General features: G+C 53.8%; 15 protein-coding genes. 8 read left to right on the top strand and 7 right to left on the bottom strand.

What is annotated here, in order from left to right:
- Positions 1-867 precede the first annotated feature (867 nt).
- The 3 genes from I6E40_RS08335 to I6E40_RS08325 all read left to right on the top strand — a co-directional run bounded on the left by I6E40_RS08335 (position 868) and on the right by I6E40_RS08325 (position 5834).
- A complete protein-coding gene (locus tag I6E40_RS08335) occupies positions 868-3111 on the top strand; it encodes an aconitate hydratase (RefSeq protein WP_235386584.1) in 2244 nt (747 codons plus the stop codon).
- A 116-nt stretch (positions 3112-3227) separates the two neighbouring features.
- Positions 3228-4412: an NADP-dependent isocitrate dehydrogenase gene (locus I6E40_RS08330; protein ID WP_317207407.1), complete on the top strand. Its 1185-nt coding sequence runs from the start codon at positions 3228-3230 to the stop codon at positions 4410-4412.
- Positions 4413-4484: 72 nt separating this feature from the next.
- A complete protein-coding gene (locus I6E40_RS08325) occupies positions 4485-5834 on the top strand; it encodes a citrate/2-methylcitrate synthase (protein ID WP_235386582.1) in 1350 nt (449 codons plus the stop codon).
- A gap of 175 nt (positions 5835-6009) precedes the next feature.
- Here the strand turns inward: I6E40_RS08325 and I6E40_RS08320 are convergent, their stop codons facing one another.
- The 3 genes from I6E40_RS08320 to ubiE form a co-directional block, all read right to left on the bottom strand.
- Entirely contained in the window at positions 6010-6645 is a 636-nt protein-coding gene (locus I6E40_RS08320; RefSeq protein WP_235386581.1) for a DUF3256 family protein, read from the bottom strand.
- Between the two features lie 230 nt (positions 6646-6875).
- Positions 6876-7859 (bottom strand): methionyl-tRNA formyltransferase, encoded by a 984-nt coding sequence (gene fmt / locus I6E40_RS08315; RefSeq protein ID WP_235386580.1) that lies wholly within the window; start codon positions 7857-7859, stop codon positions 6876-6878.
- Positions 7860-7905: 46 nt separating this feature from the next.
- Positions 7906-8643, bottom strand: a complete 738-nt coding sequence (gene ubiE, locus I6E40_RS08310; protein ID WP_235386579.1) for a bifunctional demethylmenaquinone methyltransferase/2-methoxy-6-polyprenyl-1,4-benzoquinol methylase UbiE — start codon at positions 8641-8643, stop codon at positions 7906-7908.
- A gap of 172 nt (positions 8644-8815) precedes the next feature.
- Between ubiE and I6E40_RS08305 the strand changes: the two genes are divergently transcribed.
- The 3 genes from I6E40_RS08305 to I6E40_RS08295 all read left to right on the top strand — a co-directional run bounded on the left by I6E40_RS08305 (position 8816) and on the right by I6E40_RS08295 (position 12275).
- Positions 8816-9430 carry an L-threonylcarbamoyladenylate synthase gene (locus tag I6E40_RS08305; protein ID WP_235386578.1) on the top strand — a complete coding sequence of 205 codons (615 nt, stop codon included), beginning with the start codon at positions 8816-8818 and terminating at the stop codon, positions 9428-9430.
- A gap of 201 nt (positions 9431-9631) precedes the next feature.
- Positions 9632-11425: a chloride channel protein gene (locus I6E40_RS08300; protein ID WP_235386577.1), complete on the top strand. Its 1794-nt coding sequence runs from the start codon at positions 9632-9634 to the stop codon at positions 11423-11425.
- An 82-nt stretch (positions 11426-11507) separates the two neighbouring features.
- Positions 11508-12275, top strand: coding sequence for a shikimate dehydrogenase family protein (locus I6E40_RS08295; protein ID WP_235386576.1), 768 nt, complete (start codon positions 11508-11510; stop codon positions 12273-12275).
- A gap of 112 nt (positions 12276-12387) precedes the next feature.
- Here I6E40_RS08295 and feoB read toward each other — a convergent pair whose 3' ends face one another.
- The 4 genes from feoB to I6E40_RS08275 all read right to left on the bottom strand — a co-directional run bounded on the left by feoB (position 12388) and on the right by I6E40_RS08275 (position 17840).
- Complete coding sequence (gene feoB / locus I6E40_RS08290) at positions 12388-15069, bottom strand: ferrous iron transport protein B (protein ID WP_235386575.1); 2682 nt, start codon at positions 15067-15069, stop codon at positions 12388-12390.
- A gap of 90 nt (positions 15070-15159) precedes the next feature.
- On the bottom strand, positions 15160-16416 hold the full coding sequence (locus I6E40_RS08285; RefSeq protein ID WP_235386574.1) for an ABC transporter permease: 1257 nt from the start codon (positions 16414-16416) through the stop codon (positions 15160-15162).
- 23 nt (positions 16417-16439) lie between these two features.
- Positions 16440-17648, bottom strand: a complete 1209-nt coding sequence (locus tag I6E40_RS08280; protein ID WP_235386573.1) for a pyridoxal phosphate-dependent aminotransferase — start codon at positions 17646-17648, stop codon at positions 16440-16442.
- 30 nt (positions 17649-17678) lie between these two features.
- Positions 17679-17840 (bottom strand): hypothetical protein, encoded by a 162-nt coding sequence (locus I6E40_RS08275; RefSeq protein ID WP_235386572.1) that lies wholly within the window; start codon positions 17838-17840, stop codon positions 17679-17681.
- 104 nt (positions 17841-17944) lie between these two features.
- On the opposite strand from I6E40_RS08275, the gene ligA reads away from it, so the two are divergent.
- Both ligA and I6E40_RS08265 read left to right on the top strand, forming a co-directional pair.
- A complete protein-coding gene (gene ligA / locus I6E40_RS08270; RefSeq protein ID WP_235386571.1) occupies positions 17945-19969 on the top strand; it encodes an NAD-dependent DNA ligase LigA in 2025 nt (674 codons plus the stop codon).
- A gap of 65 nt (positions 19970-20034) precedes the next feature.
- Complete coding sequence (locus I6E40_RS08265; RefSeq protein WP_235386570.1) at positions 20035-21297, top strand: replication-associated recombination protein A; 1263 nt, start codon at positions 20035-20037, stop codon at positions 21295-21297.
- Positions 21298-21495 lie beyond the last annotated feature (198 nt).

The following is a 21495-nucleotide window of genomic DNA, read 5'->3' as shown; positions in this document are numbered from 1 at the left end:
AAAGTGTTCCCGAAAGTTAAAAATGTTAATGTCGAATCGCTGAAAAATGGCTCAAAATTGTTGGATTTTTGGAAGCCTACCCCAACCCCTCCCTAAAGGGAAGGGCTTTTCAAACTTCGACATGAGGTTCTCCATTAATGCCCATTAATTGTCCCATTAATTCTGTTCAATTCGTGAACAATTCGTGTTCAAAAAATCAATTCATGGTCAATTCGTGAATAATTCATGAACATTAATGTTTCAAAAGGCGGTCCTTTCGTCTTTCGCCCTTAGTCTCTTTGTCTCTTTGTCTCTTTGACTCTTTGTCTCTTTGACTCTCAATGTAGGGTTCAATGTATAGTTTGTGTATAGTTTGCGCCATAAACTAAACATTTCGCAACTGACGGAGAATCAGTGAGATGTAGGGTTGAATGTAGGGTTTGTGTATAGTTTGTATAGTTTTTTTGCGGCCCTTTTATTTATGTATAGAGTAGAGTCGAAGCGAAGTCACATCAAACCCTACACAGCGGCGATGTGGATTCCGCAGTGCTTCGTTTCAGTAGTTTTCAAAGAGCATCCGCTTTGACCGCGTTGCAGACGCTTTGAAGCGCATTTTTCTGTCCGTTTGGACGGAAAAGCCGGCGAATAATCGCATTTTGTCGCATAAAAGAGGCGCGAAACGTCATTCTGTATGCAAAAATTGCCTTCAAAGCGCTTTTTTGTTGTATATTTGCCCCCGATAATTGACAAATGTGCTCCGAAAGACATTTATTTGACGATGTGAAAGACGTCTCCGCTGTTTCGTGACACACGGTCAACATGCAAAGTCACTCGTTGAGGGTGACGGCTGATAGACTTCTAAACCTTACAAAAAAACAGTTACTTCCTATGGCGATTTACGACAAAGAGATGGTAAAAACCTTCTATGAAACATACCGCGAAAAAGTCAGCCGGTTCCGCTCCGTCATGGGGCGCCCCTTGACCTACGCTGAAAAAATCCTCGGTGCTCACCTTGCAGTGCCTGCCACCGCCGACGGTTTCCGCCGCGGCGCATCCTATGGACTCTTTCATCCCAACCGTGTCTGCATGCAAGACGCCACGGCACAGATGGCAGTGCTGCAGTTCATGAACTCCGGACGCAGCGCCACCGCCGTGCCGACCACGATTCACTGCGACCACCTCATTCGTGCCCGTCGCGGCGCCGCTTTTGATTTGCCCGAGGCAAAGGAAACGAACCGTGAGGTCTATGACTTCCTCGCTTCCGCCGCACGCCGCTATGGCATGGGCTTCTGGGGTGCGGGGGCAGGCATCATCCACCAAGTCGTTTTGGAAAACTATGCTTTCCCCGGCGGCATGATGGTCGGCACAGACTCCCACACGCCCAATGCGGGCGGTCTGGGCATGGCGGCTATCGGTGTCGGCGGCGCGGACGCCGTGGACGTCATGGTGGGTGCACCGTGGGAACTGAAAATCCCGAAACTGATTGGCGTTCGTTTGACGGGACAACTCTCCGGCTGGACCTCAGCGAAAGATGTCATTCTGCACCTCGCCGGAAAACTGACGACGAAGGGCGGCACCAATGCCATCATCGAATATTTCGGCGAAGGCGCAGCCACGCTCTCTGCCACGGGAAAAGCCACGATTTGCAACATGGGCGCAGAAGTGGGTGCCACGACTTCGCTCTTCCCCTTTGACGACATGATGGCAGACTATCTTCGCGCCACCGAGCGCGCCGAAGTCGCCGACTGTGCTTCTGCCGTTCGCGAAGACCTTTGTGCCGATGCCGAAGTTGCGGCATCACCGGCAGACTTCTTTGACGAAGTGATTGAAATTGACCTGAGCAGTCTCACTCCCCACCTCAACGGACCGTTCACACCCGATGCCGCCACGCCGGTCAGCGAAATGGCAGAGAAGGTTTCCAAGAATGACATACCCCCCGTGGTGGAGGCATGTCTGATTGGCTCTTGCACCAACTCCTCCTACCAAGACTTGGCACGTGCCGCCTCCGTCGTGAAGGCGCTGCGCAATGCCGGTCACTCGCTGAAAGCAAAACTTTTCATCAATCCCGGCTCCGAACTCGTCAGGGCAACTGCCGAACGCGACGGTCTGATTCAGATTTTTGAAGAGGCAGGTGCAATCATCATGACCAACGCCTGCGGACCCTGCATCGGACAGTGGGACCGCGAGACTGACGACCCGCTTCGTCGGAACAGCATTGTGACGAGTTTCAATCGCAACTTTGCGCGCCGCGCCGACGGCAACCCCAACACCTTCGCTTTTGTGGCTTCGCCCGAGACCGCCGTTGGTTTCGCTTTCAGTGGCACGCTGTGTGAACATCCCTCCTTCTCCCCCGAATGGAGTGGGGCAGAACCTTCCGGTCTCGCCCTTCCTGCCGACGGCTATGCCTCTTCCGCAGCCTCGGTGCAGGCTTTGCGTCCCGCCATTGAAACCCAGCCCGACGCCTCCGTTGAAGTCGTCATCTCCCCCGACAGCGAACGCCTTCAACGTCTGCGTCCCTTCCAACCTTGGAACGGCAAAGACTTCGAGCGTCTGCCGTTGCTCATCAAGGTCTCCGGAAAATGCACCACAGACCACATTTCTCCCGCCGGCAAGTGGCTTCGCTTCCGCGGACATTTGGAGAACATCTCCCGCAACCTCCTTTCCGGCGCCGTGAACGCCTTCGGACTGGAAGCAGGCATGACCCGGAATCCTGTCACCGGCTCACCCGAGGAGATTTGGAAAGTGGCAGCAGCATGTCGCGATGAACTGGGCGGCAGCGTCATTGTCGCAGAGGAGAACTATGGCGAAGGCTCGAGCCGCGAACACGCCGCCATGGAACCGCGCTTCCTCGGCGTGAAAGTCGTGCTCGCCAAGAGTTTTGCCCGCATCCACGAAACGAACCTCAAGAAGCAAGGGGTGCTCGCACTCACTTTCGCCAATCCTGCGGACTATGACCTCATCACCGAGGACAGTCTGATTACCGTGAAGGCTTCCTCCCTCCAACCCGGCAAAACGGTCGAAGTCATCGTTCAACGTCCCGGAAAAGAAGACGTGACGCTCGAAGCAGCCCACACCTACAACGAACAGCAAATCGCATGGTTCAAAGCCGGAAGCGCACTGGCATGCAACTGAAACGAACAGCCAACGTGCCGCTTTACGTAGTTTCTTGTGCATCGCCACACCTATTATAATAAATCAAATCCCCGCGACACATTTCCGCAGACCACTAAACTATTTCAGAAACCAAAATCTTTCTCACGATGTCAAAAATCACTCTCACCTCCGAATCTGTTCTTCACGTGCCCGACACCGTTGATGTTCCCTTCATCACCGGCGACGGCATCGGCGCGGAAATCACTCCCGCCATGATGAAAGTCATCGACGCCGCCGTCAGCAAGACCTATGGCGGTCAACGCAGCATTCACTGGCTTGAAGTCTTCGCCGGAGGACGGGCGTTTGAGAAGTTCGGAACCTATCTTCCCGAAGACACAGTCAAGGCTTTTGCAGACTATCACGTCGGCATCAAAGGTCCGCTCATGACTCCCGTCGGCGGCGGCATCCGCTCGCTGAACGTGGCGTTGCGACAAGGACTTGACCTCTACGTCTGCCTGCGCCCCATCCGCTGGTTCAAAGGCATTGACTCGCCGGTGAAACATCCGGAACGCGTGAACATGGTGGTTTTCCGCGAAAACACGGAAGACATCTATGCCGGCATCGAGTGGGAAGCCGGAAGCGAGGAAGCACGTCGCTTCTTTGACTTCTTGAAACAAGAAATGCACGTGACAAAAGTGCGCTTCCCGAACTCCTCCGCTTTCGGCGTGAAACCCGTGTCGGAAGAGGGCACGAAACGTCTCGTCAGTGCTGCGTGCCGCTATGCCGTGGCGCAGAACATGCCACACGTGACGCTCGTTCACAAAGGCAACATCATGAAATTCACCGAAGGAGGCTTCAAGAAATGGGGCTACGAGGTGGGCGAAGATGCTTTCGCCGGAAAGGTGCGCATGGATGACTGCATCGCAGATGCCTTCCTCCAAAACGCACTCTTGAAACCCGAAGCCTACGACGTCATCGCCACGCTCAACCTCAATGGCGACTATGTTTCTGACATGCTCGCCGCACAGGTCGGAGGCATCGGAATCGCGCCGGGAGCCAACATCAACTACGAAGCCGGAAGAGCCATCTTCGAGGCAACCCACGGCACAGCACCCGACATTGCCGGCGAGAACAAAGCGAACCCGTGTTCCATCCTCCTCTCTGCCGTCATGATGCTCCAACACCTGGGCTGGAACGAAGCCGCCGATGCCGTCACGCAGGCAATGGAACGCTGCTTTGAAGAAGGCTACGCCACTGCCGACCTGGCAAAATTCATGGAAAACGGTAAGCCCCTCGGCACAAAAGAGTTTGCCGATGCACTCATCGCCAGCCTGCTCTGACGACAAGGCAACTTGCCTTCAAACACAAACATTTCTCCAACGATTCTTTTTCCCAAAGACACCATTTCAGACATGACTGAGAAAAAAGACTATCTGATTTATAAACTTTCGGACAACCTGAAAGGCTGTGTCAAGATTGATGCAGAACTTTTCAGAAAACTTGACGTCAAACGAGGCTTGCGCAACGACGACGGCACCGGCGTCTTGGTCGGACTGACCAACATCGGTAACGTTGTCGGCTATGAGCGCACTTCGACCGGACTGGCACCCATTGAAGGAAAACTCTACTTCCGAGGCTACGAAATCTCTGACATTGTCAGCGCGCTTCTCGAAGAGCAGCGTTTTGGCTATGAAGAAGTGGCATTCCTCCTCCTTTCCGGTCGCCTCCCCGACGCCGAAGAACTCGAGCAGTTCCGAAGCATCCTCGTCGATGGTATGCCGCTCATGCCGAAAACCACTTTGAACATCATTGAACTCGAGGGTTCCGACATCATGAACATTTTGGCAAGAAGCGTCCTGGAGTTATACACCTATGACCCCACGCCCGACGACATCTCCCGAGACAACCTCATGCGGCAGAGCATCGAACTGGTGTCAAAGTTCCCGACCATCATTGCCTACGCCTACAACATGCTGCGCCACAAAACACTCGGCAAGTCGCTCCACATCCGACACCCGCAGCCGGGCTACTCCCTCGCCGAAAACTTCCTCTACATGTTGCGCGGCAACACCTACACGCCGCTCGATGCCCGCACACTTGACCTCTTGCTCATCCTTCAGGCAGAACACGGCGGCGGTAACAACTCCACGTTCACCGTTCGAGTCACTTCCTCCACCTGCACCGACACCTATTCCTCCATTGCCGCCGGCATTGGCTCCCTCAAAGGACCAAAACACGGAGGAGCCAACATTCGCGTGCACCACATGATGGAACATCTCAAACAGCAAATACGTCACTGGGACGACGACGCTGAAATCAGCCATTATCTCTACAAAATCGTGAGGAAAGAAGCCTACGACGGCACGGGACTCATCTATGGCATCGGTCACGCTGTCTATACGCTCTCCGATCCGCGTGCCGTGCTCCTCAAAGAGATGGCTCGCAAACTTGCACTCGAGAAAGGGCGCACCGAAGAGTTTGAATTCATGGAACGAGTGGAACGTCTTGCCGTTCAGGCGGTCTATGACGTCAAAGGCGAAAGCAAAAAACTCTGCGCGAACGTGGATTTCTATTCCGGCTTCGTTTATGACCTCATCGGACTTCCCGAAGAAATCTACACACCTCTCTTCGCCATGTCCCGCATCGTGGGCTGGTGTGCCCACCGCAATGAGGAACTGGGCTTCGCCGGACGCCGCATCATCCGTCCCGCTTATCGCTGCGTGGCAGAACCCTGCGAGTATGTCCGCATGAAAGACCGCTGACAGCGTGGAACCATACTCGCTTTTTTCATAAAAGCAGTTTTTCAAAGAAAGAAGTTTCCAAAAAGCAGTTTTTCAAAGAAAGCAATTTCTCAAAGAAAACACATTTCACAAATAAAGCAGTGGCGCGAACACAAATCCTTGCGTTCGCGCCACTGCTTTATTTCTCTGTATGTTCTCACGGCTCTCTCCTCACGAAACTGCCGTTGGGAAGGAGTTCGTAGGTGGCGGAGCGGGTGACGCCGGCTGCGTCCTCGCGGTCGTTGAGAGAAACGCCCGAGAGGTCAATGGCATAGGTCAACAAATCCTGCTTTTCGCCGGTGAATTCCACACGGACGGGTTGTTCGCGAAGAACGGAGAGAAGTTCTTGCTTGCGAAGCGGGGAAATGGAAGAGGAAGCCATGTCAATGAGGCGTCCCAACGAGGGAGAAGGGAGTAGAACAAAGGCGGGGGTCCAGTTTGTGCGATAGGCACTCACCTCGGACTGCACGCCAATCGCTTTGACCGAATGGATGACCAAAATCAGCGAATCTGCTTCAAGACGAAAAAGACGCATCTCCCACGTTCCTGCCTCGCTCGTCTTCAGTTTCAGACGATTCTCCGTTTTCTCCAAAAGTTCAGACTGTCCGCCGAGCGAGTTTTCCGCCTTGGCGCTCATGCCGTGGCCATAGAGGTCAAGAAGGTCCAAACGCTCCGTCACGCCCAGCAACGGTAACACTTCGCGCGGCGCTTTGACAAAAAGCGAATCCAAAGGAACTGCCTGAGCGGGAAAAGCGAAGAGAAAAGCAAAGAGAACTAAGAAAAAAGTTTTCATTTCGGAGAGAAGAGAAAAGTGAATAAAGGCGCTCTATAAATTAGGTTTAGCCGGATTTCTTAGAGATGAACTTTTGTCTGTGGAGAAAGGAGCATAGCGAACTACGTGACTGATGAAACCTACAAAAAGGTGCGCAAAGAAACCGACCAAAACGTAAGAACTTTCTTTTGAACGTTCCAAAAATAAGCACTTTTTTGAACGTCCCTTATCCCGTAATTTATAGAACACCTCTAAATTCCTTCAAAGTGACTGCCGCCCGCGTGGTGGAAACCGCGAAGGAAGTCGGCGACAGACATGGGACGTTTGCCCGCAGGTTGCAGACGGTGAAGTGCCACCATTCCATCCGACGTGGCAACGTGAAGGAAAGTCTTTCCGTCCGTCTCCACGGTACCGGGGGCAGGGAGCGGAGCGACCATGGAGGAGGCGGGCAGGATTTCTGCTTCATAGACCTTCATCTCCAACCGACCCTCGCCGTGGACAAGCGTCGTGCGAGCAGCAGGGTAGGGGGAAAGCCCTCTGACAAAGTTGTTCACGTTCTTCGTTGTGTCCTCCCAGCGAATGACGCAGTTTTCTTTGAAGAGTTTGGGCGCGGGATTCATCGGGCTGTCGGTCAGTTCCGCCTGCGGCACACGCTCGGCGCGGTCGGCGAGAATGTCGTCCACGGTTTGGCAGACAAGAGTCGCTCCTTTCACCATGAGTTTGTCGTGGAGACTTCCGGCGTTGTCGGTGGGCAGGATTTCCACTTCCTCGCGACGAATGACAGCACCGGTGTCTATGTCTTTGTCCAAGAAGAACGTGGTCAGTCCCGTCACCGTCTCGCCGCGGATGATTGCCCAGTTGATGGGCGCTGCGCCACGATAGTTCGGCAGGAGCGAGGCGTGAAGGTTGAACGTGCCGAGGCGGGGCATGTCCCAAACCACCTGTGGCAGCATGCGGAACGCCACCACGATTTGCAGGTCTGCCTCATAGGTTGCCAATTCTTCCAAGAAACCGGGGTCTTTCAGACTGGTCGGCTGGAGCACGGGCAGGTTGTTTGCCACGGCAAACTGTTTCACGGGGGAGGCAGTGAGCACGGATTGATGACGTCCGACGGGTTTGTCGGGCATGGTGATGACAGCCACGACGCGGTAGCCTCCTTCCACGAGGGCTTTCAGCGGAGCGACGGCAAAATCCGGCGTTCCCATATAAATGATTCGTAAGTCTTCTTTCTGCATTCCTTATATATATTATAATGTGTATGGAATCTTTCTTCTTTGTTTCTCAGGCTTGCGCGGTGTAGAGCGTGCAGAGTCCGAAGGTGAAGCGTCGGAACGCCACATCCGAGAAGCCAGCCTTTTCAAGCACCTTCGTCATTTCCTCGGCTTGCGGGAACGCCTCCATGGTGGCGGGGAGGTAGGCGTAGGCTTTTCCATCGCCGGAGATGAGTCTGCCGAGGAGCGGCATGAGGAATCGGGAGTAGATGGCAAAGAGTTGTTTCATGGGGAAACGCGGTGGCGTCGTCAGTTCCAACGCCACGAGTCTGCCTCCGGGACGCAGCACGCGGCGCATCTCTTTCAGTCCTCGGTCGAGGTCTTCATAGTTTCGAAGACCGTAGGCGACGGTGAGAGCATCAAAACTTTTGTCGGGGAAGGTGAGTGACATGCAGTCCTGTCGTTCAAAGTGTAGCACCTCCGCCAGTCCTTCTTTTTCCGCCTTTTGGGCAGCCACTTTCATCATTTCCTCCGAGAGGTCTGCCCCCACGATGCTTTCAGGTTGCAGCATTTTGGCTGCGAGCAAGGCAAAGTCTCCGGTTCCCGTGGCAATGTCCAGCAGGTGTTTCGGCTGAAAACGCTTCAGTCCCGCGATGGCTTCGCGTCGCCAGCGTCGGTCAATGCCAAAGGAAAGAAGATGATTCAGGAGGTCGTAGGAAGGAGCGATGCCGTTGAACATTCGTTCCACTTCTGCGGTTTTTGTTTCACCGCTCACGTAGGGTTTGATTTGTTCCTGCCGATAGGTCATGAAAAAAGGAGGAGAAAGATGGATGAAAGGTAGGTTTTTGCAAATGTGCTGCGAAGTTACGCTAAAAAGACGAGAATGAAAGCCGGCGGAAAGCAAAGAATGAAGGGATTATTGTAAATTTGCAAATAATTTAAAATCTCTCTTTCTCGTTTATTTAGGAAAACTCTTCACGATGAAGCATTCAGAAGAAAAAAACGCCGCCCCGAAACCGCAGAGTGAATCGGTTTTTCGCGATGACATCCGCGAGGCGGTGCGCGTCATGCAGTCCGGCGGTGTCATTCTCTATCCGACAGACACGATTTGGGGCATTGGCTGTGACGCCTGCAACGAAGATGCCGTGCGACGCGTGTTTGAAATTAAACGTCGCGCCGAGGCGAAGTCCGTGATTTCCCTGGTGGATTCCGAAGTTAAAGTGGAGTTCTACGTGCGTTCCGTGCCCGACGTGGCATGGCAACTTTGGGAATGTTCCGACGAGCCTTTGACGCTGGTGCTTGACGGAGCGCGCAATCTGGCTTCGGGCGTAATTGCCTCCGACGGCAGTGTGGCGCTGCGCGTGACACGTGAAGCGTTCAGTCGTCAATTGTGTATGCGAATGAAACGCGCCATTGTCTCCACTTCCGCCAACATTGCGGGCGAGCCGGCTCCGCGTTGCTTCTCCGAAATTTCTCCCGAGATTCTCCAAGCCGTGGACTATGTTTGCCTCTCGCGCCGCGACGAAGCACCTCGCCAAACTCCGTCCCACATCATCAAAATCGGACCGACCGGAGAGGTGAAAATCATTCGTTGAAATCAACGCGGTGCGACTAACAAAAAACCTGAAACACTGAAAGTTTTAAACTTTAGTTCTCCTAAAACTTTTAAACTCCGAGAACTTTAGGACTCTCAGAACTTTTAAACTCCGAGAACTTTAGTACTCTGAAAACTTTTGAACTTCGAGAACTTTAGGACTCTGAAAACTTTTGAACTTCGAAACACTGAAACGCCCAATATGTCTCATCACGGTTCCTCACCTCGATTCATTCGAGAAATTTCCGTTTTTGCCTCGCGTCATCTCACTCCCAAGCAACTCATCTTCACGCTTGCCCTCTTGGTCGGCATCGGTTCCGCCATTGCTGCCTGGGTTTTGAAGACGCTGATTGAAGAAATCGCGCTTTTGCTCACGTCACACTTTGACGTCACCAGCGCCAACCGCCTCTACCTTGTCTATCCCGTGGTCGGCATTTTCCTCTGCGTCATGTTTGTCAAGTTCATCGTGCGCGATGACATCAGTCACGGCGTCACGAAGATTCTTTATGCGCTCTCCCGCCGACAAGGCGACATTCGTTCCCACAACTGTTGGTCGAGTGTCATTGCGTCCTCGCTCACCATTGGTTTTGGTGGTTCGGTCGGAGCGGAGTCACCCATTGTGCTCACCGGCTCTGCCATCGGAAGCCTGCTTGGAAGGCAGTTCCGAGTGGACCACAAAACGATGATGCTTCTCATCGGCTGCGGCGCATCGGGAGCCATCGCCGGCATCTTCAAAGCCCCCATCGCCGGGCTCATGTTCACGCTGGAAGTGCTCATGGTTGATCTCACCATGGCTTCACTGCTCCCGCTTCTCGTCAGTTGCCTCACCGCCACCTGCATCACCTACACGCTCGCCGGAACGTCACCGATGTTCTCCTTTGAACTCACCGACCCGTTCATTGTGCGCCGAGTGCCCACCGCTCTGTTGCTCGGTGTCACCTGCGGACTTGTTTCGCTCTACTTCACGCGTGTCATGAACTCCTTTGAACAGGTCTTCGGCAAACTTCGTCATCCCGCGGCTCGACTCGCGCTCGGCGGTATGGTTTTGGCAGTACTGATTTATTTCTTCCCGCCGCTCTATGGCGAAGGCTATGGCACCATCTCACTCCTGCTTTCCGGCGACGCTCACGCCTCGGAAGTCATGAATAACTCCTTCTTCTACGGTCACGAAACGAGCCTCGTCACCTATCTCGTGCTCATCATTCTTGTCAAAGTCTTCGCCACGACTGCCACAAATGGCGGCGGCGGTTGCGGTGGTACGTTCGCACCGAGTCTTTTCCTGGGTTGCATTGCGGGATATGTCTTTTCCGCGCTTTGGAACATCCAAACGCCGTTCGGCATCACCGTGCCCTCCACGAACTATGCCCTCCTCGGCATGGCGGGAGTCATGAGCGGTGTCTTCCACGCCCCCATGACCGGCGTCTTCCTCATTGCCGAACTCACCGGAGGCTATGACCTGTTCATCCCCTTGATGATTGTCAGCGTTTGTTCCTACATCACCATCCACACCTTTGAACCCCACAGCATCTATGCCATGCGTCTCGCACGCCGCGGCGAGTTACTCACTCACCACAAAGACCGCTCCGTGCTTACGCTCATGTCACTCGATGCCATCATCGACAAAGAACGTCCGCTGCTCCGCCCGGACATGTATCTCGGACAAATCGTGCAGTCCGTTTCCACCGAGAAAGCGCTGCACTTTGCCGTCGTCGATATCAAGGGAGGACTGCTCGGCATCATCAATCTCAACGGAATTCGTAAACTCATTTTCCGCAGCGAACTCTACAGAATGTACCGTGCCGACCAACTCATGACTCGTCCCTCCATCGTTCTCCGCACCGACGACAGCATGACTGCTGTCATGGAGCGTTTTTCCCACACTTCCACGGGCACACTGCCAGTGCTCACTCCCGAAGGAACCTTCGTCGGCTTCGTCTCCCGCACCCGACTCCTCGCTGCCTACCGACAAGTACTCAAAGATTTCTCGGAAGAGTAGGGGGATATATAAATATATATGGAGCATACATGGTCTCACCACCACGCGTGCAAAATAGTTCTTTCGCTTTGACACATTCTTTATGACACAAACATTCGGACTCCTTGGTCATCCCCTCGGCCACAGTTTTTCTGCCTCCTATTTCACGGAAAAATTTGCGAAACTCGAACTGGATGCCGTCTATCGTAACTTTGATTTTGCCGAAGTGCCCGAAGCACTCGACCACATCCTCTCCATTGAAAATCTGAAGGGATTCAACGTCACCATTCCTCACAAACAGGCGATTATTCCTCACCTCGCGACACTCTCACCCGAAGCGCGGGAAATCGGTGCCGTCAATGTGGTCAAAACTGTGCCGCGTCCCGAGGGAGGCTATGAACTCCACGGTCACAATTCCGATTGGATTGGGTTCACGCAGAGTTTGCTGACACTGCTGCCCGAAGACTTTTCCGGCATCAGTGCCCTCATTCTTGGCACGGGGGGTGCATCGCGTGCCATTGCCTATTCGCTCCGACGCCTCAGCATTCCCTTCCTTTTCGTCAGTCGTCAAAAGAAAGAAGGCGGACTGACCTACGAGGAACTCACCCCCGAAGTTTTGGATGCTCACCACCTGCTCGTGAACTGCACCCCGCTCGGCATGCATCCGCACGTGGAAGGTTGTCCTCCACTGCCTTGGGAGGGCATCGGCAAAGGTCACTTCCTCTACGATTTGGTCTATAATCCGCTCATCACGCGCTTCCTTCAGGAGGGAGCGTCACGCGGTGCCAAAACGCTCGGCGGATTAGCCATGCTTCATGGTCAGGCTGAGGTCGCATGGCAGATTTGGAATGAGGGACTTGATGGCAGATAGTCTTTTGAGACTGCCATCAACGAAAAACAAAATAGCCGGAAAGGCTGTTCTTTGAGCACCGAGGCTCTGCCCGGTTTTCTCAAAGAACAGCCTTTCAAGTTTTAGGATGAACTCACAACAGCGGTCCGATGACGGTGTGAACCAGCCAAGCAAGGACATAGGCAGTGAGGGTGGTATAGGTGGCGGCAAGTGCTGCCCACTTCCAACTTCCACTTTCGTTCTTGATGGCAATGAGGGTGGCGATGCAGGGGAAATAGCAGAGGATGAAGACCAAATATGCCAACGCTGCTGCCGACGTGGCTTTGCCGCGGAGCAACCCGGAGAGACGCATTTCCTCATCTTCCGCCGCTTCGTCATTCGCGACTACCGTTTCGTCAGCCTCAACCGTAGGTGCATCTTTAGCATACATCACAGACAGTGTGCTGACCACCAACTCCTTGGCACCAACGCCGGCGAGGATGCCGACCGTCATCTGCCAGTCAAAACCCAGCGGTCGGAACACGGGGGCAATGGTGGAGCCGATGCGTTCCAAATAACTCACGGGCTGTGTGACAGCCGGCTGCGTCGGAGCGTCGGCAACGCTGACTTCGTGTGCATGGTTTGAGGGTGTGGCAACTTTGATGTTTTCCGTTGATTCACTCTCGGCAGTCGGCACGACCACTTCGGCTTCAGTGGAGGGACGGGGAAAATAGCAGAGTGCCCAAATGCAGACAGAACTGATGAGGATGATGCCCCCCATTTTTTGAAGATACTGCCGTCCCTTTTCCCATGTGTGGCGAAGGACGGTGCGCCAAGCCGGGAAACGATAGGGCGGTAGTTCCATCACAAAAGGATAGTCTCCCTTGTCGCCCAAGAAACGGTTGAGCAGTTTTGACATGAGAATTGCCACGAGGATGCCGCCGACATAGAGCGAAAACATCATGAGTCCTTGGTGGCGCGGGAAGAAAGCACTGATGAGAATGACAAAGACCGGAATGCGCGCCGAGCAGGACATGAACGGAATGATGAGCATGGTGACGAGGCGGCTCTTCGGACTCTCAATGGTGCGCGTAGCCATGACAGCGGGCACATTACATCCAAAGCCCATGACCATTGGGATGAAAGACTTTCCGTGCAGTCCGATGCGGTGCATGAGACTGTCCATGATGAAGGCTGCTCGAGCCATGTAGCCCGAATCTTCTAAAATAGAAATGAAAGTGTAGAGAATCAGAATGTTGGGAAGGAAGACAATGACGCTTCCGACACCGCCGATGATGCCGTCCGACACGAGGTCTCGCCACATTCCGGCGGGCATGACATAAGAAACAAAATCAGCCATCACCCCGACGGCTTGGTCAATCCATTCCATGGGATAGGCTCCGAGCCAGAAGGTGGCGGAGAAGACCAGGGCAAGGAGGAGGAAGAAGAGAGGATAGCCCAAGAAACGGTGTGTGACGATTCGGTCAATGCGTTCCGTCGCGGAGTGGTGCTCCATTTTGTCGTGAGGGCGATAGGTTTCAAGGAGTGCACCGTTGATGAAACCATATTTGGCATCACAAAGTGCATTTTCGGGTGTGTCGCGCAGTTCCTCTTTGATGCGTCGTGTTTCGTCAAAACGTGCGGCGACGAGAGCATCGTGGTTGGGGAGCGACTCCACGACGTTTTGCACATCGGGGTCGCCTTCCAAGAACTTGATGGCGAGGAAACGGGTGGAAAACTTGTCGCGCAGGGCTTTGTTCTCTTGGAAGAGATGTTTGATGCGGTCGATGCTCTGCTCCAGACAGCCGGAGTGGTTGATGTGGATGTGGCGAGCCAGAGATTCGTCGGCGGTGTGCTCATAGACTGCCACGATGGCTTCCAGCAAGTCGTCGATTCCTTCTCCCGTGCGGCTGATGGTCGGCACAAGGGGCACACCCAACAAACGCGAGAGTTGGCGATGGTCCAGTTTGTCACCGCGGGAAAGGAGTTCATCGTAGATGTTGAGCGACACGACCATGGGAAGGTTCATGTCAATCAACTGCGTTGTCAGGTAGAGATTACGTTCCAGATTGGAGGCATCCAGCACATTGACGATGACGTCGGGAAGTTCTTCGATGAGATATTTCCGGACATAGAGTTCCTCGGGAGAGTAGGCTGAAAGAGAATAAGTTCCGGGCAGGTCAATGATGCGAAACCGATAGCGTCTTGTTTCCGCTTTTTCTTTGACGGCGGAGAGGAGGCAGGGCGAGGTGCAGTGACTGCAAGAGTGAGTGGAGTCGAAGCAGCCGGATTTCGCACGAACCGTGGATTCGGCGGGACGCACCCTCACTTCTCTTTCAAAGGTTCCTTCTTTTGCCTCAACGGTGACGCCGCTGTAGTTTCCGACGTGTTCGTGTCCTCCACTCAGTCGGTTGAAGATGGACGTTTTTCCACAGTTTGGATTTCCCACCAGTGCGATGGTGATGGTGCGACGTCGGTCTGCGGCAAGTTTTCGCATTTTCCCTTCAAGTTCGGGAGAAGTTTCTTCATCGTTTTCCGGGCTGTCGTTTTCAGCGGGGGAGGGGAGTCCTGTGTCGAGCGGTGAGAGCATCTCGCGTTCTTTTTTCACCTCTTCCTCGGAGATGATTTCCACGAGACGTGCTTCGGAGCGTCGGAGGGAGAGTCGGTAGCCCATAATTTCATATTCCACGGGGTCGCGCAGCGGAGCACCGCGCACGACTCTTACGGTTTTGCCACGCACGAATCCCATTTCAATGAGTCGTTTGCGAATGCCGCCGTGCCCCGCCACCTTGACGATGACACCTCTTTGACCGCTCTGTAAGTCTGATAGATTCATAGTAAAAAAGTTTTTTCCTTTTACCCCTTTTCTTCTCTTTTCCCTTCCTTCATTGCCCTTTCTTCATTGTCCTTCCTTCTTTGCCCTTTCTCAATCAAAGCGAATGGTTTTGGCAGGTTGCACGACTGACACGATGAAAGCGGGAAGGACAAGGGTGAGAAGCGTGATGAGCAGGGTGGCAAGGTTGATGCCGATGAGCCACGCGGGGTCGTAGGCAAGTGGCACGGCATCCACATAGTAGGTTGCCGGGTCAAGACGCACCAGATGGAACTGACTTTGCAGCAGTGCCAGCAGGAAGGCAAACACGTTGCCAATGACCATGCCTCGGACAAGGATGTGCCCGGCATAGACAAGGAAGATGCGGCGGATGCGGCGGTTTGACGCGCCGAGTGCTTTCAGCACGCCAATCGTGGTGGTGCGTTCCAAAATGAGAATGAGCAGACCGCTGATCATCGTGACCCCTGCCACGCAGAGCATGATGACGAGAATCACCATCACGTTCAAGTCCAGCAGTTCCAGCCACGACAAGACCGGTCTTGTTCGCGGATTGTCGCGGATGGACATGACGGAAAGATTGGTGATTTGGTGTGAGTTTTTGTAGGCAGTCACCGCATCGCCGAGTTTTGCGGTGCGTTCTTCCAAATCGTCAAAATTCTGCAATTTGACTTCAAGGAGGCTGCACTGTTCTTCTCCCCAGTCGTTGAGTTGGTTGATGGTTTGGAGGTCAGTCCAAACGAAGTTTTTATCAAACTGTTGCAGGTGTGTCTCATAGATTCCCGCAATCTCAAATCGTCTTTGCTTGATGGTGTTCGTGAAGAAATAGACATAGACTTTGTCGCCCACCTTCAAGTGTAGCATCTCAGCGATTTGGCGTGAGAGCACGATTTGGTTGATGGCATCAGCGTTGCTTCCGAAGTCCGGAAACTTTCCTTCCACCATGCAGGAGCGAATGAATTTTTTGTCATATTCCTTTCCAATTCCTTTCAGCATGATGCCCGAGAAGTCGTCGTGGGTTTTCATCACCCCAATCTTGACCGAGACACGCTGCACGGTTTCGGCTTGGGTGGTTTTCTTCACCACGTCCATGAGCGCGGCATCGGCAGTGATGGGATGGTTGTCGGCATCGGTCTGACTGTTGAGGTCAAGCACTTCGATGTGAGAGGCAAAGCCTGCGAGTTTTGCCGCCACTTCTCCTTGGAATCCTTTCACGAGGCAGACCGAGAGAATCATGACGGCAAGCCCGACAGCCACACCTGCCGTGGCGATGTGTACGGCGGGCATGGATGCCTTCCCCTTTTGGGACGAGGAAGAACTGTAGAAGCGACGAGCAATGAAAAAGGAAAACACGAGAGAAAGAGTCGGGGAGGAGATTAGGAGGCAGACAACGTGTTGCCGGGATACGCTTCAAGTGCTTTTTGGAGCACGATGAGGGCTCGGCGCAGGTCTTCTTGCTTCAAGACGTAGGCGATGCGCACCTGATTTTGTCCGGCGCCGGGGGTGGTGTAGAAACCGGCGGCGGGAGCCATCATGACGGTTTCGCCCTCATAGTTAAACTCGTTCAGACACCAGGCGCAGAATTTCTCTGCATCGTCCACGGGCAGTTTTGCCACGGTGTAGAATGCGCCCATGGGAATCGGGGAATAGACGCCGGGGATGCGGTTCAGCCCGTCGATGAGACACTTGCGTCGTTCGACATATTCGTCATAAACCTCCCGAGCATACTCTTCTCCTTCATCAAGAGAAGCCTCTGCCACGAGTTGTCCCAAGAGTGGGGGACTGAGGCGCGCCTGACAGAACTTCATGACTGCTTTGCGAACTTCCGCATTCTTGGTGATGAGCGCACCGATGCGAATGCCGCATTCACTGTAGCGCTTGGAGACCGAGTCAATCAGGACAACGTTTTGGTCGATGCCTTCAAGGTGGCAGGCGGAAATATAGGGTGAGCCCGTGTAGATGAACTCGCGATAGACCTCGTCGGAGAAGAGATAGAGGTCATATTTCTTCACAAGGTCGCGAATTTGGTTCATTTCGCGGCGTGTGTAGAGATAGCCCGTGGGGTTATTGGGGTTACAGATGAGGATGGCGCGTGTGTTTTCGTTGATGAGCGCCTCAAACTGTTCAACTTTGGGGAGAGAGAATCCCTCTTCGATGGTGGTGGCGATGGTTCGGATGCGGGCACCGGCAGAGATGGCAAACGCCATGTAGTTGGCGTAGGCAGGCTCAGGCACAATGATTTCATCGCCGGGATTCAAACAGGACATGAAGGCAAAGAGCACGGCTTCCGAACCGCCGGAAGTGATGATGATGTCGTCCGCGTCAAGGTGGATGTCATATTTTTCATAGTAGTGCGTGAGTTTCTCACGATAACTTCTGAACCCCTGGCTGGGACTGTACTCCAATACTTTCCTGTCGAGGTGTTGGAGGATGTCCAGTCCTGCTTGCGGTGTTGGGAGGTCCGGCTGACCGATGTTCAAATGATAGACGTGGATTCCTCTCTCTTTGGCTGCCGTAGCGAGCGGAGCCAACTTTCTGATGGGTGACTCCGGCATGATGCAGGCACGTGTGGATATTTTGGGCATTGTTCGCGAAACGGTTTTAGAGTGTCGAACTTAAGGTTTGAATGTCGCCGCGCCACCAACTGCAAAGCGCGGAAAAGAAGTGCGCAGAGAAAAGTGATGACGCAAAGATATGATGTGCAAAAGTACAATAAAGAAATAAATAAGTGCATCGTGAACGCCATTCTCTTCTTTTCTCGCGGTGATTTCGGGCATTTTGCGCCTTTCTGTTTTGCGTTTTCTGCGTTTTTTGCGAATATTGCATGAGTTTTTGCGCGCTGCCCGGCACGCCCCCATACTCCGATATACATTATTATTATATGACAGAAAAAGAAAGAATCCTTCAACTTCGCGAACTGCTTCATCGCTACAACCGCGCTTACTACGTCGATAGCACGTCGTTGATTTCGGACTTTGAGTTTGACGCTCTGATGCACGAACTTGAGGCGCTCGAAGCAGCCCACCCGGAAATGGCGGATCCGAACTCACCCACGCAGCGTGTCGGAAGCGACCTCAACACCAACGAGTTCCAAACCGTGGTTCACGCCGTACCGATGCTCTCACTCGGCAACACCTATTCTCCCGAAGAGGTCACCGCCTTCTGTGGTCGTGTCGAAGAGGGGCTTGGAAGAAAAGACGTGGACATTTGCTGTGAGTTGAAGTTTGACGGATTGAGCATTTCTTTGGTCTATGAGCATGGCAATCTCGTTCGCGCCGTGACTCGTGGCGACGGCACGCAGGGGGACGACGTGACCAACAATGTCAGAGTCATTAAATCTGTCCCGCTCGCCATTCCCGCCGATGCCGGTTGTCCCGAACATTTTGAAATTCGAGGTGAGGTCTTGATGCCCTGGAGCAGTTTCCACGCTTTGAACGAGGAACGAGAGATTGCCGGCGAACCGCCCTTCGCCAATCCTCGCAACGCAGCCTCCGGCACACTGAAAAGCAAATCTTCTGCAGTCGTGGAACGCCGAAAGTTGGATGCCTATTTCTATCAACTGATTTGCGACGAGATTGACGTGGCAACCCATCACGAGCAACTCTTGCTGGCAAAGAAATGGGGATTCAAAGTCTCTGAACACATAGAGGTGGTGCACAGTGCCGAAGAGGTGCAGGAATATATAACCCGTTGGGACACAGCACGGCGCGACCTGCCCGTTGCCACTGACGGCGTCGTGCTGAAGGTGGACAACCTCGCCTTCCGCCAAGCCTTGGGAATGACTTCCAAATCACCGCGCTGGGCAATTGCCTATAAATACAAGGCAGACCGTGCTCGCACGCTTCTTCGCGCCGTGACCTACCAGGTCGGTCGCACCGGAGTCGTGACCCCCGTGGCGAACATGGACCCCGTGCTGCTGGCTGGCACCATCGTGAAGCGTGCCTCGCTCCACAATGAGGACATGATTGAGAAACTGGACCTTCACATTGGTGATTTCGTCTTTGTGGAAAAGGCGGGAGAAATCATTCCGCAGATTGTGGGCGTGGATTTGGAGCACCGTGCGGCAGCGCCGGAGGAAATTGGCGAGAAGGTTCGCTTCGCCACCGTCTGTCCCGTTTGCCACACACCGCTGACACGCTATGAAGGAGAGGCGGGGACCTATTGCCCGGCAGAGTATGGCTGTGCTCCGCAAATGAAAGGGAAGATTGAGCATTTCGTGAGCCGCGACGCCATGGGCATCAACTCCATTGGTCCGAAAACGATTGATGTGCTCTACGACTCCGGGCGCATCCGTGACATTGCAGACCTCTTTGACCTCAGAATCTCAGACCTTTGCGGTGCCGACGGAAGTCGCGAGCGTTCAGCGATGAACATGTTGCGCGGCATTGAGGAGAGCAAGCAGAAGCCCTTCCACAAAGTGGTCTTTGCCTTGGGCATCCGCTTCGTGGGAAAAGTGGCAGCGAAGACACTGGCGGAACATTTCAAGTCCATGGATGCGCTTTGCAAAGCCGGAGAGGAAGAACTGCAAGCCATTCCGGGCATCGGTCCGGTCATTGGGAAGAGCGTTGTGAACTATTTCCGCGATGAGCACAACCGCAAACTTGTGGAGCGTCTCACTGCCGCGGGACTCCAAATGCAGCAGGAAGAAAAAGGCGCGGAATCCGGTGCGCCACAAGTGCTGGCGGGACTGCGCATCGTCATCAGCGGCACGTTTGAGAAACACTCTCGCGAGGAATACAAAGCACTCATTGAACGCTGCGGCGGAAAGAATCAGTCGAGCATCTCCTCCCAGACTTCCTTCATCCTGGCGGGAGAAGGCATGGGACCTTCCAAACGCGTCAAGGCGGAAAAACTCGGCATTGAAATCCTCTCCGAAGCCGACTTCCTCGAACGCTACGGGCTTTGAGAATCACCTCGGATGCTTTCTCCTTTTTATGATCCCTTTTTGACCGCGCCCTCGGCGCCATTTCCATGAAACCATTAGCAGAAAGACTTCGTCCCATCACTTTGGACGACTACATCGGACAAAAACACCTTGTCGGCGAGGGCGGCATCCTGCGTCGCATGCTTGACGGGGGACGCATCTCCTCCTTCATCCTTTGGGGACCGCCGGGGGTGGGGAAGACCACGCTCGCCAAAATCATTGCCCACATCAGCAACCTCCCCTTCTTCACCCTCTCTGCCGTTCACAGCGGAGTGAAGGACGTGCGTGAAGTCATTGAGCGCGCCAAGAGTCAGCCGCTCTTTCAAACCGGGACGCCGATTCTTTTCATCGATGAAATCCACCGCTTCTCCAAGTCGCAGCAGGATTCGCTGCTCGCCGCCGTGGAGACCGGCGTCATCACCCTCATCGGAGCCACCACCGAGAACCCATCGTTTGAAGTCATTCGTCCGCTTCTCTCACGCTGCCAAGTCTTCACGCTCCACGCTTTGGGCAAAGAAGATTTGCTCGCACTCTGCCACCGCGCGCTGACCGAAGACCTTGTTTTGAAGGAAAAGAAGATAGAAATCCGTGAGCACGAAGCACTTTTGCGTTTCAGTGGAGGCGATGCGCGCAAACTTCTCGGCATTTTGGAGATGATGGTGGAGTCCGCCACCTCTTCTCCCATCATCATTGACAACGAAGGGGTGCGCCGACAGATGCAACTCTCTCCCATGGCTTATGACAAAGACGGTGAGATGCACTATGACATCATCTCTGCCTTCATCAAGAGCATTCGCGGCAGTTCTCCCGACGCCGCGCTCTATTGGCTTGCCCGCATGATTGAAGGAGGAGAAGACCCATGCTTCATTGCCCGCCGCCTGGTGATTTCCGCAGCCGAGGACATCGGCTTGGCAAATCCCAACGCTCTGCTGCTTGCCAACGCGGCTTTTGAGGCAGTGCGAAACATCGGCATGCCGGAAGGGCGCATCCCGCTTGCCCAGGCAACGGTCTATCTTGCCAACTCTCCCAAAAGCAACTCGGCTTATCTCGGCGTGGACGCCGCACTTGCGCTGGTTCGGAAAACCGGCAATCTCCCCGTGCCGCTCCACCTCCGAAACGCACCGACCCAACTGATGAAAGAACTGGGCTATCACGACGGCTATCTCTATCCGCACGACTATCCCAACCATTTCACGGAACAGCAATACATGCCGGACGAACTTCTTCACACGCAACTCTACCATCCCTGCGACAACGCCGCAGAAACCAAAACCCGCACCTATTGGGACGAGGTGAAAAAAGGTGGATGAACCTCCGTTTTCCGCTTTCTTGTGCGCAAAATGCAAGAAAAAAGCAGAAAAACTTGGCAGTTCCGCCGTGAATGCCTACTTTTGCAGTCGCAAACGAAAAACAAACCCTGTTTTCGCACGCAACATTTGGCTCGTTAGCTCAACTGAATAGAGCATCTGACTACGGATCAGAAGGTTATAGGTTTGAATCCTATACGA

The sequence above is a fragment of the Prevotellamassilia timonensis genome (assembly GCF_021531665.1).
Classification (GTDB): domain Bacteria; phylum Bacteroidota; class Bacteroidia; order Bacteroidales; family Bacteroidaceae; genus Alloprevotella.
Note: the sequence above shows the minus strand (reverse complement) of the source record. Positions and strands in the feature narration are given on the sequence as shown.